General features: G+C 44.4%; 13 protein-coding genes. 3 read left to right on the top strand and 10 right to left on the bottom strand.

Annotated features, from left to right (window positions below; all coding sequences use genetic code 11):
- Positions 1-6: 6 nt before the first annotated feature.
- From ON006_RS16715 to ON006_RS16705, 3 genes are all read right to left on the bottom strand, one after another.
- Positions 7-969 carry an AAA family ATPase gene (locus ON006_RS16715; protein ID WP_244822778.1) on the bottom strand — a complete coding sequence of 321 codons (963 nt, stop codon included), beginning with the start codon at positions 967-969 and terminating at the stop codon, positions 7-9.
- A 21-nt stretch (positions 970-990) separates the two neighbouring features.
- On the bottom strand, positions 991-2,361 hold the full coding sequence (locus ON006_RS16710) for a peptidylprolyl isomerase (RefSeq protein ID WP_244822779.1): 1,371 nt from the start codon (positions 2,359-2,361) through the stop codon (positions 991-993).
- Between the two features lie 94 nt (positions 2,362-2,455).
- Positions 2,456-4,747, bottom strand: a complete 2,292-nt coding sequence (locus tag ON006_RS16705; RefSeq protein ID WP_244822780.1) for a peptidylprolyl isomerase — start codon at positions 4,745-4,747, stop codon at positions 2,456-2,458.
- A gap of 354 nt (positions 4,748-5,101) precedes the next feature.
- On the opposite strand from ON006_RS16705, the gene ON006_RS16700 reads away from it, so the two are divergent.
- Positions 5,102-5,584, top strand: coding sequence for a hypothetical protein (locus tag ON006_RS16700; protein WP_244822781.1), 483 nt, complete (start codon positions 5,102-5,104; stop codon positions 5,582-5,584).
- A 17-nt stretch (positions 5,585-5,601) separates the two neighbouring features.
- On the opposite strand, the gene gloA2 is transcribed toward ON006_RS16700, so the two are convergent.
- The 5 genes from gloA2 to ON006_RS16675 form a co-directional block, all read right to left on the bottom strand.
- The gene (gloA2, locus tag ON006_RS16695; protein WP_244822782.1) at positions 5,602-5,991 is read right to left on the bottom strand and encodes an SMU1112c/YaeR family gloxylase I-like metalloprotein; all 390 of its coding nucleotides are present in this window, start codon (positions 5,989-5,991) and stop codon (positions 5,602-5,604) included.
- A gap of 46 nt (positions 5,992-6,037) precedes the next feature.
- A complete protein-coding gene (locus tag ON006_RS16690; RefSeq protein WP_255772976.1) occupies positions 6,038-7,225 on the bottom strand; it encodes an acyltransferase family protein in 1,188 nt (395 codons plus the stop codon).
- A 243-nt stretch (positions 7,226-7,468) separates the two neighbouring features.
- The gene (locus ON006_RS16685) at positions 7,469-9,187 is read right to left on the bottom strand and encodes an FAD-dependent oxidoreductase (protein ID WP_244822783.1); all 1,719 of its coding nucleotides are present in this window, start codon (positions 9,185-9,187) and stop codon (positions 7,469-7,471) included.
- Between the two features lie 72 nt (positions 9,188-9,259).
- The gene (locus ON006_RS16680) at positions 9,260-9,859 is read right to left on the bottom strand and encodes a gluconate 2-dehydrogenase subunit 3 family protein (protein ID WP_244822784.1); all 600 of its coding nucleotides are present in this window, start codon (positions 9,857-9,859) and stop codon (positions 9,260-9,262) included.
- Between the two features lie 236 nt (positions 9,860-10,095).
- Complete coding sequence (locus tag ON006_RS16675; protein WP_244822785.1) at positions 10,096-11,151, bottom strand: long-chain-fatty-acid--protein ligase; 1,056 nt, start codon at positions 11,149-11,151, stop codon at positions 10,096-10,098.
- Positions 11,152-11,201: 50 nt separating this feature from the next.
- Between ON006_RS16675 and ON006_RS16670 the strand changes: the two genes are divergently transcribed.
- Positions 11,202-11,753 carry a hypothetical protein gene (locus tag ON006_RS16670; protein ID WP_244822786.1) on the top strand — a complete coding sequence of 184 codons (552 nt, stop codon included), beginning with the start codon at positions 11,202-11,204 and terminating at the stop codon, positions 11,751-11,753.
- 54 nt (positions 11,754-11,807) lie between these two features.
- Here ON006_RS16670 and ON006_RS16665 read toward each other — a convergent pair whose 3' ends face one another.
- Positions 11,808-13,085 carry a sensor histidine kinase gene (locus ON006_RS16665; RefSeq protein ID WP_244822787.1) on the bottom strand — a complete coding sequence of 426 codons (1,278 nt, stop codon included), beginning with the start codon at positions 13,083-13,085 and terminating at the stop codon, positions 11,808-11,810.
- A gap of 273 nt (positions 13,086-13,358) precedes the next feature.
- On the opposite strand from ON006_RS16665, the gene hemA reads away from it, so the two are divergent.
- Positions 13,359-14,618 (top strand): glutamyl-tRNA reductase, encoded by a 1,260-nt coding sequence (gene hemA / locus ON006_RS16660; protein ID WP_244822788.1) that lies wholly within the window; start codon positions 13,359-13,361, stop codon positions 14,616-14,618.
- 431 nt (positions 14,619-15,049) lie between these two features.
- On the opposite strand, the gene ON006_RS16655 is transcribed toward hemA, so the two are convergent.
- A complete protein-coding gene (locus ON006_RS16655) occupies positions 15,050-16,651 on the bottom strand; it encodes a DUF4394 domain-containing protein (RefSeq protein WP_244822789.1) in 1,602 nt (533 codons plus the stop codon).
- Positions 16,652-16,701 lie beyond the last annotated feature (50 nt).

Below are 16,701 nucleotides of genomic sequence, written 5' to 3'. Positions count from 1 at the left end.
TAATTTTCAGACCAGACGTCCGATGATTTCGTCTACCGAAATTCCTTCTGCTTCGGCCTTGAAATTCCTGATGATCCTGTGGCGAAGTACCGGCAATGCTACTGCTTTTACATCTTCAATGTCCGGGGAGTATTTCCCTGATAGCAATGCATTGCATTTGGCGGCAAGGATTAATGCCTGCGAAGCACGCGGCCCGGCTCCCCATTCCAGATAATCGCTCGTTTCTTTTGCTGCCAGTCCCGCTGCTGGCCTTGTTTTGTGAACCAGTTTTACAGCGTATTCGATCACATGGTCGGTTACGGGGACACGGCGTACCAGATGCTGGAAATCCATAATTTCTTCTGCACTTACCACTTTCTGAACCTGGTATCGAACGTCATTGGTCGTATTTTTTACAATATTGACCTCTTCGGCGTAAGATGGATAGTCGAGCTGAATCATGAACATGAAACGGTCCAGCTGAGCTTCCGGCAGGGGATAGGTACCTTCCTGCTCAATAGGGTTTTGGGTAGCCAGTACAAAGAATGGTCTGTCCAATGAATGCTTTACACCTGCAATGGTAACAGAATATTCCTGCATCGCTTCCAGCAATGCCGACTGCGTTTTAGGAGGGGTCCGGTTGATTTCATCGGCCAGGATAATGTTGGCGAAAACCGGTCCTTTGATGAATTTGAAATTACGGTTCTGGTCCAATGTTTCAGAACCGAGAATATCGGAAGGCATCAGGTCGGGGGTAAACTGGATCCGGTTAAAATTCAGGTCAAGTGACGAAGCGATGGTTTGAATTAAAAGCGTTTTTGCAAGGCCCGGAACTCCTACCAAAAGACAATGTCCCTGGCAGAAAATGGCGGTAAGCAATCTTTTAACAACTTCATCCTGTCCGATTATCACATTCCCAATTTCACTACGGATTTTCTCGTAAGCTACTTTCATAGCTTCGGCAGCTTCAACGTCCGATGAATACTTCACAATATGTCAGATTAGATTTTTTTAAATATCATTGGCGGAAGCCAGCCCCAGTACCTTACAATTCTTATATTCAGGTTCAATACTTATAAACACATCACCCTGCGCCTTCTTAAACCACTCTTCCAATGCATTGTTTCGCTTGTTACTGAGCACAATCTGCGCCAGTTTTTCATAGTCGTCATGCAGGTTAGCAGTATGTGGTTCCGATTTGCTTTTGTACCAAAGGATTCGCATCGCGCTGCTTCCGTCTTCCAAACGGTAGGTCACAGGTTGGCTCAGATCGCCAACTTTCATGGTATCAATCGCAAAATATAAAGCAGGGTCCATAGAGGCGTCTAATGTAAGTTTTCCAAGTCCTGTATTTCTGTCCTGGATCAAACCACCCGATTCCGCAGTTTCCTTGTCATCGGAATTGTCAAGTGCAGCTTTTGCAAATTTGAGGGTATCCATTTTGATTAATGTTCTCAGGCTGTCTAGCGCGCGAATCGCCTGGGTCATGTCAGTTCCTTTGTTGTAGTCGGGTCTTAACAAAATGTGTCTCGCATGGTATTCGGCTCCCCGTGTTTCGATCAGTTTGATCAAGTGAAAACCGAATTGAGATTCAACAACATCAGACAATTCACCTGGCTTCAATGCCAATGCTGCACCCTCGAACTCCGGTACCATTGCCCCACGTTTGGCAAAATTCAGGTCGCCACCATTTTTGGCAGATCCTAAATCTTCTGAATAAATCTGGGCCAGTGTTGCAAAGTCTTCACCTTTTTCCGCGCGGTGCTTCAGATCGAGCAATTGTTGGCGCAATTTGTCCTTTTGTTCACGGGTTACCGTTCCCTTCTTAACAATGTGGCCGATCTCAACCTCAGAAGGAATGTACGGCAAGCTGTCTTTCGGGATGGAATTGAAAAATTTGCGGACTTCGCTTGGTGTTATTTTGACATTGCCTGAGATCGTACGCTGCATTTTTTCAACGATTTTCTGCTCTTTCACCTGCGTACGCAGCTCAGTTTTCAGGTTGTCAATACTTTTGCCGTATGCTTCTACAATATTCTTTTCTGAACCAAAACGCTGAATCATATAACCCATTTTCGCGTCCAGCTCACCGTCCACCTCTTTGTCTTCTACCGTTACCGAGTCAATCTCAGCCTTGGCAAGAAGCATCTTATTGATAATGAGTGATTCGAGTAACTGGCATTTTTCAGGTGCCGTACGACCTTCTGCCTTGTACTGGTTGTACATTTCTTCCAGCTCCGAATTCAGAATGTAGTGGTTGTCCACCCGTGCAATAATTTTGTCCAGACTAACGCCCTGCTGCCCCTGACCATTACTTATCAGACTGAAAAACAGTGAAAATACCGTAATCAGCTGAGCCGCAATTATTTTATTTATTTTCATATGATTGTTTTGTTCCTGAGGAATACTTCGGGTTTTACTTCTTAATTACTTAAAAATGAAAAACGGTTTTTATATATAAAATGCTAAAATACTGCTAACGCTTAATTTTATCTAATTCTTGTGGGTTGACTTTTACAGGGAATTTTTGTTGAAGCCTGGCAAGCCACTGTTTTTCCAGTTCTTTCTGATAATCATTGATAACGCTTCCCCGTGCCTCAGCAAAAGTTTTGCCTCTGGCAGGTTCTATCTTTCTCACATTCGTCCAAAATACCATGTTATCCGAAGTCACACTCTGTTCGCCGGTTTGCCATTTGAACTTGCTGAATTGTGGATTTTCTCTCGTGAAATAGCCGTCCTGGATCATAACGGTCTTCCCGGTTTCCGAATTATAAACTTTCTCCACATCCTTTCTGGACTCGCTGTAAAACTGAAATCCAACGCGTCTGTTGCGCTCAGGTTCAGCTGTCGGCCTGAATGAACCATAGTCTTTTTCAATGATACGCAAAATAGGGATGTTTCGTGCATTTAAATATTTCACAACATTCCTGATTCTCGTCGCAGATGTCATTTCTGTTTCGTCAGCAGAGCGGTAGCCAGCAATTTCAACAATGTATTCTGGATTTTTTTCCATTACAATGTACAGGTCGGTCAAGGCGTCGATCTGTTCATTGCCAATTTCTGTACTGTTGAGATCGAACAAAATTTCGCGTGATTTTCTTTCCAGCTTGTACGGGCTGGTTGCCAAAGTTTTCCTGATCGCGTTCACGGTCTGTGTGTCTTTGGCCGAAACAATTGTAGCGAGGGCACGCTCCGGGAAGTTATAGCGATCCTTATTACGGTCGTAGAAACTCTGTTGTCCCGTGGAGTCGGAAAGCGAGCGTTGCCATACATTTTCCTCCATCATTTGCGACAGTAAGACGCCTTCCCGGATCTCATCCATCAGGCTTTTAAATTCCGGATTGGTTTCTTCGAGGTGCTCTTTTTCATAGTCAAAAAGGCTCTCAGTCACGTAGTCATTGTAGTATCTGCGGAAAATTACGGCTGGGGAGGCATCCTTAGCCTTTGGTGACTGCTTTCTTTTGACATAGGTCAGGAAAGTCAGTGCGTCAAATGGCTTTTGCTCTATTTTGAACAAAGTGCTGGCAGACCAGTCATTGGAAACCGCCCTCATATAGTCCCATTTTCCAGTTCTGAGCGTACTGTCCGCCAATGCAGCAACGGCGTTCCATTGGTCGGCAAACTCCTGTATTGCATACTTATCTCTCAATCTTTTCGCATTGACCTGCTCAATTACCTTACTACGGGAATCCGTAACAACCTTTTTTCTAAGCGAAGGCGCCATTACTGCATAGGTTTCAATGCTTTTCTTTTCAACCAGCCGGACAATATGCCAGCCGTACATCGTCAGCACCGGTTTGGAATACGCATTAACCTTCGTCAAAGCGAATGACGCTTCTTCTATTTCGGGAACCATTTGGCCGGTACCAAACATCGGAAGCAGCCCATTATTTCGTCGCGATTGTTTGTCGTCGGAATAGCTTTCCACTACATCCGTCCATTCCTCACCATCCTGCAAGTGTTCATAAGCCTCGTTGATCCTGGTCTTTGCCGACTCTTTCTGGGCGAGTGTAGCGCTCGTGTCCACTTGTACCATAATATGAGCGATCTGCACCATGCCACGGCTTGCCCGACGGTCAGCGACGCGTATCAAATGGTATCCTGCCTTGGTGCGGACGGGTTGGGAAATTTTCCCGACAGCCAATGTGTAAGCTGCGGTTTCAATAGGATATAGTGTTTGAAAAGCGGTAAAATAACCCAAATCACCCTTCGTGGTTTTGGCGGCCGGGTCTTTTGAAAACTTCATCGCCATATCTGCGAAATCCGAGCCTTCTTCCAATCTGCCCCGCAAAGCAATGGCGGCACGATAGGCCTCTAGTGTATCCGAAGGGGAGGCATCTTCTGACACACCAACCAAAATATGGGATGCGCGGACTTCTTGTTTTAACCGGGTATAAGCTTCATTAGCCAGTTTTTCAACCAAAACCTTATCAACCAAATGATTTTTGGCAAGCTGCTCGCGGTAGGAAGTAATTTCTTCTTTGTAATCGGTAGTGGTATCCTTGCCATCCTGCTTGGCTTGCAGTACCTTAATTTTAGTGTCGGTATAAAGGCTCAGGTATTCCTCCGGCGTAAGTGCTTTGGCAGAGTCGGAAGCGTATTTGTTTTTATTATAGGAGTCCTCATATTCATCAATCGAGAATGTTTCATTTCCTATTTCCAGCAACGGCCGGGCTTCTGTAACAACTTTTTGCGGAGGAGCCGTGGTTTTGCATGAACTGACAATGAAAATAACAAGCAGACAAATATTAAAAGGGGTTTTAAACATATTTCTAAAATTCGTATTCATTAAAAACTATCAAGGCTGACATTATCTAACCCCGAATAGTGCTCAAATATTGTAAGCCAGCAAAGTTAGGCTCTTTCCGTACAGTACAAAAAAATAACTTCCGGGTATGTGATTTGTTCTCTGGAAATTCCCCAAAACTAGTTGTACACTATGGTAAATTTACCCCATCTGTTTCTACGCGTATCGGGATCTTTTTGTTATCGAAAATTTATTCAATCTTTTTTGGTACTTACCGATGAAGTATTGTTTCTATTACCTTACAAATACACTTTTTTGGTCTTTTGGGCACAATTATTGAGCAGTTTTCCGTACCAAACTTAAATTTTCAGGTTTATGGAAGAAGAGAGAGGAAGCGAAATCGTTCAAATGATCGGCGCTTTATGGAACGAGCAGAAAAACAGAGAACTTCTATACCTGGAAGCATTAAAAAAGGACAGTATGAGCCCGTTCCGGAGGCTACTTAGCCAGGGACATGTCAGCGCCGTACTGTTTCAAAAGGAGATCAGGTCTATTTATGATTATTTCAAATGCTTCCTCACCGACAGGGAGTTAGGGGAGGTTAATCAGATTTCCAGCAAATTGTCGCTACACAATTTGCAAAATTTAAACGAAAAAGAAGAGGTAGCCGGATGTCTGAAAAAAATCGAGGCGGCTACGCTGCAATTATATCAGACGCTCCGCATTTATCTCGAAAAGGATTCGGAAACGTTGGGGATACTTGACGAACATCTAGTAAGGATTTCTGAATTTTACGAATCGCTCTGCAAGCTTGAACGCGGCAACAAGAAAAGCATCAGCTACACTGTCGCTGCCTGACGGGCAATCACCCCTTTCTACATTTCATAAAGTTCTATTGGCAGGTCGTCAGGATCAGCAAAGAAGGTAAATTTCTTACCGGTGAACTCATCCGTCCTGATCGGTTCGGGAAATATTCCTTTTTGATTCAATGTTGCAATGCATTCCTGCACATTTGCTACCTGGAATGCAATGTGCCTCAAACCGCAAGATTCGGGACGGGAAGGACGTTTTGGCGGATTTGGGAATGAGAACAGTTCAATGCAGTACTGCCCATTCAAAGACAAATCCAACTTGTAAGATTCCCTTTCCGACCGGAGTACTTCCCTGTCGATTTTAAAACCAAGAATTTCAGTATAAAAACGTTTTGATTTTTCGTAATCAGAACAAATAATGGCAATGTGATGTATGGACTGCAGAAATTGCATGGACTGATATTTAGATAAAAACTTCCTCAAATATAGCCCACAGACCTCAAATCTTGATGAAGATCTTTCTCTTATACATCCAGTAAAGAATCCACCATTCTACCAGCAGGATAATAGCCCCGCTGATGAGCGATTTGTATCCCTCTCCCAAAAGCATGTCATAATTAGGGCTGATATTGATCCGGAACGATTGGTCAATAAAGCTGTCGATCGTATGAGCAATGATGTAGGCCGCAATGGAATTGGTACCGATCACGATCAGCGGGAAGAAAAACGCTTTCTTATTCTTCACGTCAGCCACGAAATAAAAAGCAGCCAGCAGCAGAAAGCACCAGCCTCCGCTGAATAAGGTCCACGCTGGTGTCCAGATTCTCTTGACAATAGGATTGATCCCGCTAAGGTTAAGGAAAATAGCGAGTACCAGCAAGGTAACGCCTGTAATCACAAACCTTTTGATCAGCCAGGACGATGATACTGCCGATTTTAGCCACTTTCCAGCGATGAGCCCAAGAATCATGGTGCCCAGCGTAGGGATAAAGCTTAATGTACTATAACCTCCGCCATTGAAATGAAATGGTTTCTCCCGGGGAAAGAGGTTCATAAACCAGCGATCGAAGCCCCATGCAAGGTTGGTATTTTTGTTCCAATGCGCAGCAAAACCTTTCAGATTATGTTCCCAGTCGGCCGTGGTACCAGTTTCTGACCAGTCGAAGTAAGGCCCCGGAGAGGGGTAAAGTGCAAATGCTAGTCCGTATAAAAACAGGATGATGATCAGCGAGCTCCATTGAATGCGTTCTGTCGCGAAACCAAGGGCGAAAAGGATAGGATAGCCGAGGCCTATTTGTGTTAATGTATCCTCGAAAGTAAAATTGGTTTGCGAGGCATGCATAGACCTCAGGAAAATCCCCAATAAGATCAGTATCAGCGACCTGCGGATGGTGTGCATCCACATGACGGACGTACTTTGCTGCTTGCTCGCACGGCTGGCCATGGAATAAGGTAATGCAACACCAACCAGAAAAGAAAAGGAAGGCTGGATCATATCGTGCAATGAGCATCCTACCCATGAAACATGACTTTGGTGAAAATCCAGAAAAGCCCAGAAAGTGCTTTGAGGAAAGTATTCGGCCACTTTTCCGAACCTGAGCACTTCTGCCATCATCAGGAACATCACAAAGCCACGGTAAGCATCAACCGAGGAAACGCGCTGTGGGGGAGCGATAAAGTCTTTCAATATTTTAACGGGTTAGTTATTGGGCGTACGGGCCAAAGAGTTCCAACATGGCCGATCAGGGTTACATGCTGATAAAGAAAAAACCCCGCCGGATTTACCCAGCGAGGTTTTCTTTATTTGGTACCGTCATTAATAGTCAGGTATGGTCATTTATTGTCAGGTATTGTCATTTATTGTTGGTATGGCTTCGACCATTAACAACGCTTGACAATAAATGACTATGCATGACCATAAATGACCATTTTATACATTCATCTTCTTCAATTCCTTCACAGCATGGTCAGCTGCACGGGCAGTCATCGCCATGTAAGTAAGTGAAGGGTTAACGCATGATGCGGAAGTCATAAATGCGCCGTCGGTAACATATACGTTCTCAGCGCCCCAAATCTGGTTGTGCTTGTTCAAAACAGATGTTTTTGGATCATTACCCATCCGCGCAGTACCCATTTCGTGAATACCGATACCGGGAGCTTTGGAATCGTCAATGTATGGTTGAACGTTTTTCACGCCTGCTGCTTCCAGCATTTCCGCTGCGTCGTTCATCATATCTACACGCATTTTTCTTTCGTTTTCGCCGTATGCTGCATCAAATACAACAATTGGAAGTCCCCATTTGTCCTTTTTGGTAGGGTGTAATGTGAACCTGTTTTTCTCGTCGGCTATCATTTCGCCAAAGCCCTGAATGTTCATATTCCATCCGCCTGGCTCGGAAAGGCTCTTTTTGAAGTCAGCGCCAAAGCCTTCCGTGCCAACTCCGCGTCCCCAGCTTTCGCGGCTTGCACCACCCTGGTAACCGAAACCACGAATGTAGTCACGCTTATCATCGCCCCAATTGCGGTAACGAGGAATGTAAATACCATTGGCACGACGGCCGAAGTAATATTTGTCTTCAAAACCATCCACATCTCCTCTTGCACCTACTGCCAAATGGTGGTCCATAATATTGCGTCCCAGCTGGTCACTTTCGTTACCCAGTCCATTTGGGAAGCGTTTCGACTTGGAATTCATTAAAATAGAAGCTGAGGCAATCGCAGAAGCATTCATAAAAATGATCTTCGCGTAGTACTCCTTCGTTTCAAGCGTATTCTGGTTGATCACCCGCACGCCGGTGACCTTGCCAGCTTTGTCATCATATATTACTTCCGAAACGATAGAATCAGGTACCAATGTAAGGTTACCAGTTCTTTGCGCTGCGGGAAGGGTAGCAGATTGCGTACTGAAATAGGCTCCGTACGGGCAGCCACGCATACACATGTTGCGGAACTGGCACGCAGCACGGCCCAGCTCGGTATGGAATGCCTGTGGTTGAGTCAAATGCGCCGCGCGACCCATGATCATGTGACGGCCTGCGAATTTTTTCTCGACTTCTCCTTTGATTTGTTTTTCCACGCAGTTCATCTGCATGGGCGGCAGGTAATTTCCGTCCGGCAACACATCCAGGCCATCTTTGGCACCACTGATACCTGCAAATTTTTCAACGTAGTCGTACCAGGGAGCAATGTCTGAATAACGGATCGGCCAGTCTACAGCGATACCGTCTTTTGCATTTGCTTCAAAATCAACGGGATTAAGGCGGTAGCTCTGGCGTCCCCACAAAAGTGAGCGGCCACCAACGTGGTATGCACGGATCCAGTCAAATCTCCGGGTTTCATCGTACATGTTTTCCTTATCATTTTCGAACAGGTAGCGGTGTTCTTCATTGGCTGTGTATCCAGTGCGTATACCTGCCCAGTATTGTTCCTTAGCAATGGTAGTAACCCTTCCACGGTGCTCAAATTCCCAGGGGGCAAGGGTAGCTGTTTTGTAATCGGTAATGTGCTTGATATCACGCCCTCTTTCGAGCATAACCACTTTCAAGCCTTTTTCAGTCAGTTCCTTAGCTGCCCAGCCACCGCTAATACCCGATCCAACCACGATTGCATCGTATGTGGTTTGTTTCGCTGCTTTTATGTTTAAATTCATGATGAATATTTTTCGATTTTAAAGACTCGGCCATTTGAGCGGCCATTTAAAACAATTCCAGCTAGCTGCTAGTTACATTGCCCAGGCTTTCTGACCGGGTTTGTAGTCGGTGCAGCCATCATAGCGGCCTGGTACCGGCACATAGTCAAGTGCTAGCGTGGCGCCGGGCTCAGAAGTGAAGTAGCCCAGGAGGGTGAGTTCCTTTACCAACCGGAAAAATGGTACACTTGCGTCTGTATATTCTTTTCCAGCCTCGGTGTAGTTTTTCTTCTCCTGAACTGCGGCAGCCATTTCAGTGGTCGCGGCTTTTTCCAATTCTTTCAGAATAGCAGTCTGTTGTTCTGGCTTTGCTTTAAGGAAATCTTTTTTCTCAAGTTCTTCCAATCCTTTGTTGAAGCCTTCCTGATCTTTCGCTTCGTAGCAGTCTTTCAGCATTTTTTCGATGAACTCACCAACTTTTGCGTCTTTCGCTCCGGGAGTATCGGTTTTTGGAATAATAATCTCTGCTACCTCCGCGACCAGCGCCTTTCGGTCCGCGGAAAAAGGAAAAGTCAGTGCTGACGAAGTTTCGGTTGCCGGTTTACAGCCTTCCAAAAAAGCCAGCATGGTAGGGGCGGAGAGTGTACCACCCATTAAAAGTGCCACACGACCAAGGGCATCACGTCTTTTCATTGGTTATACTTATATAGGTTAACGATCCAAAGTGTAATAATACATTTGATTAATGCAATTTTAAACAACCCGGCTAATTTATGAAATATTCTCTGCTTCGGCTTGTTAGAATAATTCTATATAGAACGAATGCAAGGTATTGTGCTAGTTTTCAGTTCGCTAGCTCAGATTAAATTAGGGTTAATATTGTGAAATATTATCCTGCACAAAGCTGACCGATTGTTAGAAAAAACGACTTAGAGCACCATTAAATTGCAACCGCGGATATCAGAATTGTCAAAACGGCCCATGATGTAAAACGTGCCGGGTTTGTCCCCGAAGCGTCCCAGGTCTTGCGTTTCGATAAAGGAGCAGCTATCGAGGTTCGCCAGATCGATTACATTGACCCCGCCGGTTTTGGTTTTATTGATATTATGATCAAAAACCGAAAATGGGTCATTGATATCGCGAAGTAAGATCCGCATCGTATAACCCGGCGCAAACAAACCTGAGCCGTGCGAGTATCCCTGTGAAAGAAGTTCTGTCATCCCATACTCCGAATGAATGTTTTTTACTGAAAAATTTTCGGTCAGAATGTCGTGCACTTCCTCGCGCAGCAGCTCCTGACGTCGTCCCTTCATGCCACCTGTATCCATAACAGTGAGCTGGTTCATATCTTTCAGAAACGAGAGGTCGTAGCTGCTTTCGGCCAGGTCAAGAAGTGCAAATGTAACCCCGAGTAAAAGTATCCTCCGGCCATCGGGGTTTTGGGACAGATATTTCAGCCTTTGGAGCATCTCATCGATGTTATTGAGGTAAAAACCAGAGAATTCGGACCCGCTTTCATCAATAAAATGTTGCATCATATACACCAGCGACGAGTTGTTTCGTTCAAGGTATGACGGTAGGAGGGCGAGGATATGGAAGCGGTTGAGGTCACTATAATTTTGCTGAAAAATACGATGTGAAACAGCCTTATAAAGCGGGGCATCGAATAAGTGATGGTGGCTGGTATTTTGCCCGGTAGTACCGCTGCTTTGAAAAACCGCAGAGGCCACGGGAGGTTCGCCAGTTCGTATCGTATGATTTTTGAAAAATTGTATCGGCAAGAAAGGAATTTTGGTAAGGCTTTTTATCCGCCGGGGATCAATGTTCAGGTAATTGATATACTGATGATAAACAGGATTGTACTCAGCCTGATATCTGAAAATCTTTAGCGCCAGGTCTTCGAAATCTGCTGGTTCTAAATCAATAATCCGGTTCCTGAGAGCGGCCCGTATTTCAGCAATAGATTTGTTGTTTTGAAGTTCCAATACAGTTACTTTCGTATAAATATAAGTGCAAAGTTAAAAATTGAAGCGATATGAAGCTGAAAGTTTCCTTGTTCCTGATTCTGGCAGTTGCGTCTGCCGGTTGCGTTGATATCCCCGATTTTGACGATACTCCGAAGATATATTATAATGGAATTGATCAGTACACAGAGACCGACACAGTATCCAATGTGGAGCAGAAGACGGAATATGTAACTATTACGATTGATTTTGAAGATGGCGATGGCGATCTGGGAGCCTCAGCGGATGATGTTAATGATAGCACATTTTGGCAGAAGTATGAAAAAGTTCCGGGATGGGGCATGCCGGCTAACTATCAATTGGTAACCATGCGTATGAACAAAGATAGCTCCTGGTCAGAGACCGTACTGCCGGGTGATACATTCAAATTTTTCCCGGTTTTGAAACCAGACGGTAAACCAGGCCCGATCAAAGGAAAGCTGGATTTAGTGATTCCTTTCCGTTATCTCAAATCCGCGGTTCTCACAAAAATAAAATTTAAGGTGCGAATTATAGACCGCGCGTTCCATATTAGCAACCAGACGCCTGAAACTGACATTGTCACTGTCCCGGTTTTGCAATAGAGAAAATAGAATTCATTTGAAAGCCCGGGTTTACTCTTTGTAGCCCGGGCTTTTTTATTCAATGATCGCGGCATTCAGTACAATTCTGAACGTGGTGCCTTTGCCTACCTCCGAGCTTTTGACGAATAGCTTGCCGGAGTGATAATTTTCTATGATCCGTTTGGCGAGTGTCAGGCCCAATCCCCAACCTCTTTTCTTGGTGCTGAACCCCGGGTTGAAGATCTTGTTCATATTCGCCTTGGTCATACCTTTTCCGGTGTCCGAAATATCAATCCACATTTCCTTCGTTTGCGGAGGAGCCTGTAATGTCACATTGATCTCACCAATCCCACCCATCGCATCGACTGCGTTTTTACAAATATTTTCAATAACCCATTCAAAAAGGTTTTTATTGAGTAAAGTCGTCTGCTCTTCAGCGAGCTGGTTGTACACCGTAAATTTGACTTTGGAAGACACCCTTTTTTCAAGATAGCGGACAAAATTGGTGATGACTTCGGCAATAGGCTCCTCTTTCAATGTCGGTATGGAGCCGATATTCGAGAAACGGGTCGTGATCATTTCAAGCCTGATAACGTCTTTCTCAATTTCCTCGGCAATCGAAGGGTCAATGGCAGGGTCACTGCGGAAATATTCCACCCAGGCCATTAAAGACGACAATGGAGTTCCCAGCTGGTGGGCCGTTTCCTTGGCCAATCCCACCCAAACCCTGTTTTGCTCCGCTTTTCTTGCCGAACTGAATGCGAGATAGGCGAGGTAGCCGATCAAAAGCATGACTGACAATTGTAAAAAAGGATAGTAACGAAGCTGAGTAAGCAAGAAAGAGTTGCTGTAATAAATATAACCCGTCCGGCCTTTGCCGAGCTCTACGGGGATCGCCGGATGTTCCAGCTTCATGGCAGCGAGTTTTTCCTGAATGACCCTCTCTCTTTCCTGAGGACTTATTTTTGCGGGGAACTCAATATTGATAGTCTGGTTGGCGAGGTTATTTTCATTTACGTAAATGGCCGGAATCTGGTAGAAATTGACCGCGTCCTGAATTACCTGGTATACCACATTGAAGTTTTCGTCAAACGGACTATTGAATACATAACGTAGCCCTTCGGCGTAAAGCTGTACCTCCCGTTCTTCCCGCTGTTCGAGTTCTTCCACCAGCTTATTGGTATAAAAGAGCGAACCAATGCTCAGTACCAAAAGGATTACACCAATAATGTACTTGTAAAAGCTTTTCTGATCGTAGGTATCCATCAGCGAACGACGTAACCGCTGACTATTCAGAATGGCGGTTGGATGCAGACGGAAACGCGGTTTTTGCTTGGAAGTGTCGCTAATCATTTAGTTACCAGGCAACCCTCTGCCCGGAGTTTACGTTATGTATTACAAATAACGTAAAATATTTGTGGTTAGTGGATTTGACAGGCGCATAACTTCGAGTGAATATGCCGTTCAGTAAATTGGAAAAGGCCATTTTTTACTAAAAATACGCATACAAGGTCCTGTTGACAAATTGCTATTATTTATAAAATTTCTAAATAGATATCCGGGCTTTCTTTCACTTTTCTATTGAGGTTTTGTGCCGTATTTTTGTGAATCGAATCAGACGTAGTGATGTATAATCAGTTTAAATCTATAAGTTTATCACATCGGAATGCTCCTCTAGCTATCAGGGAACAACTTGCATTGAATGAGGCGGAAGCAAAGAGCATTATGCTTCGTCTAAAGGATTTCTTTGATGTTTCCGATGTTCTTGCCGTATCTACCTGTAACCGTACGGAAATATACTACTCCTCCTCAGCCGATTGTAATGAAGACATTATCAAGCTTCTTTTAATCGAAAAAGGTATTTCTGATACGGAATCCTTTATCAACTATTTCGAGAAATTTTCAGAAGGAGAGGCGGCTGTTCAGCATTTATTCCAGGTTGCTACCGGGCTGCAATCTCAGGTAGTAGGCGATATGCAGATCCCCAACCAGATCAAGCATGCTTACCAATGGTCGGCTGATCTGAACATGGCGGGGCCGTTTTTACACCGATTGCTTCATACCATTTTCTTTGCCAATAAACGTGTAGCCCAGGAGACTTTTTTCCGTGACGGAGCCGCATCGGTTTCATATGCTGCTGTTGAATTGCTGGAAGGCTTAACACCAAATCCAAAGATTCTGGTAGTAGGATTGGGAGAAATAGGAACGGACGTATGCCGGAACCTGGCTCAGAAACGTGATGCAGAGGTTACAATTGTCAATCGTACCAAAAGTAAAGCAGAAAAATTAGGTACAGAGCTTGGATTCAGGGTGGCTGATTTTTTTGACATTGAAGCGGAAGTTTCGAAAGCAGATATCATTATTTCATCCATAGCACGCGACGAACCATTCTTTACAAAGGAAATGATGGTGAGGTTGCGCGGAATGTCATTCAAATATTTTGTCGACCTTGCAGTACCCCGCAGTGTTTCGCCGGAGGTAGAAGAAATTCCAGGGGTAGTACTTTATACCATTGATTCTATCCGTTCCAAAGCGGACGAAGCTTTACATCGTCGCCTGGATGCAGTTCCGCATGTGAGAGAGATCATTGACGAAGCGGTAGTGGAATTTAATGACTGGTCGCGGGAAATGATCGTTTCTCCAACCATTCAAAAATTGAAAGGCGCACTGGAACAAATCAGAAAGGAAGAACTTACACGCTTTACTAAAAACCTTTCAGATTCCGAACTTGAAAAAGTGGAAAGGATTACGACCAGTATGATGCAGAAAATCCTCAAATTGCCGGTACTTCAACTGAAAGCGGCTTGTAAGAGAGGTGAAGCAGAAACATTGATCGACGTTCTCAATGATTTGTTTAACCTCGAAAAGGAAAAGGCAGATCACTAACAGATAGATAAATTAACAAAACTGGCTCTCCGGATTTTTCGGGGAGCCAGTTTTGGTTTTTAATGGACCTTAAAAAAGAGAGGATGGCTTCTGCCATCCTCTCTATGTATTACCTTACCCTCCACAATAATTAATTGTAATCGTTACTTTGGCTTGATCATCTAACCCGATCATTCACCTCAGTTATATTTTCTAGAAACACTGTTTCTCTAATTACAGCCATGTACCCAATTATACAACTTCACTAGCTACATATACGGTGCCAGGATGGATTTGGATGCCGGCGCTAAAAATATTTTTTGTTCAAATTTCAACTAGCTTATATGATTATTATATTTATTTTATAATAATGCATTGAAAACCTTATTATTATATAATTATTTAAATAATGGGCTTGACTAATTATTTTCAAAAAACTAGTCAAGCAATTATTAAATGCCGGAACCCAGCGCAAATCCTTTTACAGACCCAACAAAATCAGAAACTTTAGTGGCTGCTCCGGTTGTCAGGTTAATGGTATACAGGCCGGTATTGCCGCCGACGGTGAGCAGTGCATAAGCGGTTCCGGTCTTGTTGCCAATGTCAAAACCATTTGCCGCGTCGATATCGATACCAAGCGGACCAATTTTTTCCAAACCTCCGCCATTAGGTGGATTCTGCTTATAAAGCGTATTGGATTCACTATCCATGTCGTAAAGAACCGTCGCCGTACTTCCCAGAAAGCTGTTAGTGTAAGCAGCAGCTGTGATAAATGGCGTACCTGGCATTGCAGGGATATTAAGCATGCCGTCAATGATCGTCACGCCGTCGTGCACATTGACCCGCAAATTCTGACCGGTGTTGCTGACGATCCGAAGTCTGTCAGCAACCGGATTGAAGTCTACCCCAAATTGGGTTCCTGAGATTTTGAAATTAGGGTTACTGATATCTTTCAAATTATTCAGAAATTTCGCCGCGCCATTTCCCATGTCAATCGTGTAAAGTCTACCATCCGAGCCGAGGCCATGGAGTCTGCCGTCAGCTGGACGAATATCAATTCCTTCGATGTTGACACCCATCGGCAGACCGGTAATGGTTTTTTCAACACGGGTACCAGCATTCATCGGATTAAATATGAGCAACTTGTTTGAACTGGTAACCGCATAGGCAACCGGACTGGTGGGGATGGCAATGCCGATGATCTTACCGGAAGGCAGATTTCCTATTTTGGTAAGCGCCCCGGTAGAAAGATTAACTTCCACCAGTTGCCATACACCATTAAAAAGAACAGACGCAATGGCGTAATTGGAGCCAGATGCGATATCAAATCCGCCGATATCGCTGATATCCATGCTCAAAGGACCTACTTCTTTTAGGACACCATCGTTTGGTGGCATTTGTAGGAACAATTTGTTTGCGTCCGGGTCAATGTCGTAAAGCTGAGTAGTAGCAGCACCGGCAAAGTTATTTGTATAGGCCGCTGCTGCTATTTTCACATCGTCGTAACCTTTGAGGTATCCATCGACGGCTACCAGAGAATTGTCTTCCGGATGAATTCTCATGTTTTGGGCCGTGTTGGAAACAAGGCGGATGCGGTCGACGGTAGGATTGAAGTCAAAGCCTACGACTGAGGGACCCGAAATAGCAGGATTGAATGGTACCGGGCTGAGCGCTTTCACCCGGCCAGGGTTCATATCGGGACGAATGTTAATAGTGTATGTGTGGTTTTTATTACCAACTCCGTAAAGTTGCCCCGTTGCCGGGCGGAAATCTATGGCTAACAATCTTTCGTTTTGATCTTCCAGGCCATCCTGAATTTTAAAAGTCCGGATCGGAGTACCGGGGTTTTGTACATTTAATTCATAAATCGTGTTGTTGTCTGTTAACGCGTAAAAGATCTGATCCGCTTGGGTCCTCAATGAACCCGGTAATGGCTGTGGTTGCTCTTGTTCTTCCACAAGGGTCTGCTCTGTACAGGCCTGATTTAGAATCGCTAAACCAATAAGAAATAACGGGGCTTTAAGGCTGATCCGGAAAACCTTAGAAATCTTCATAACCGTTGAATTTAAGTTTGACATCGAATTTGATATCTGACTTACGCTCG

It is taken from the genome of Dyadobacter pollutisoli (genome assembly GCF_026625565.1).
In the GTDB taxonomy this organism is placed as follows: Bacteria; Bacteroidota; Bacteroidia; order Cytophagales; family Spirosomataceae; genus Dyadobacter; species Dyadobacter pollutisoli.
The sequence above is the reverse complement of the archived record's forward strand: the minus strand, read 5'-3'. Positions and strand labels throughout refer to the sequence as shown.

Coding starts and splice junctions, on each gene's coding strand:
- ON006_RS16710 (WP_244822779.1), bottom strand. CDS start 2,361: ATGAAAATAAATAAAATAATTGCGGCTCAGCTGATTACGGTATTTTCA.
- ON006_RS16705 (WP_244822780.1), bottom strand. CDS start 4,747: ATGTTTAAAACCCCTTTTAATATTTGTCTGCTTGTTATTTTCATTGTC.
- ON006_RS16700 (WP_244822781.1), top strand. CDS start 5,102: ATGGAAGAAGAGAGAGGAAGCGAAATCGTTCAAATGATCGGCGCTTTA.
- gloA2 (WP_244822782.1), bottom strand. CDS start 5,991: ATGCAATTTCTGCAGTCCATACATCACATTGCCATTATTTGTTCTGAT.
- ON006_RS16685 (WP_244822783.1), bottom strand. CDS start 9,187: ATGAATTTAAACATAAAAGCAGCGAAACAAACCACATACGATGCAATC.
- ON006_RS16680 (WP_244822784.1), bottom strand. CDS start 9,859: ATGAAAAGACGTGATGCCCTTGGTCGTGTGGCACTTTTAATGGGTGGT.
- ON006_RS16670 (WP_244822786.1), top strand. CDS start 11,202: ATGAAGCTGAAAGTTTCCTTGTTCCTGATTCTGGCAGTTGCGTCTGCC.
- ON006_RS16665 (WP_244822787.1), bottom strand. CDS start 13,085: ATGATTAGCGACACTTCCAAGCAAAAACCGCGTTTCCGTCTGCATCCA.
- hemA (WP_244822788.1), top strand. CDS start 13,359: ATGTATAATCAGTTTAAATCTATAAGTTTATCACATCGGAATGCTCCT.
- ON006_RS16655 (WP_244822789.1), bottom strand. CDS start 16,651: ATGAAGATTTCTAAGGTTTTCCGGATCAGCCTTAAAGCCCCGTTATTT.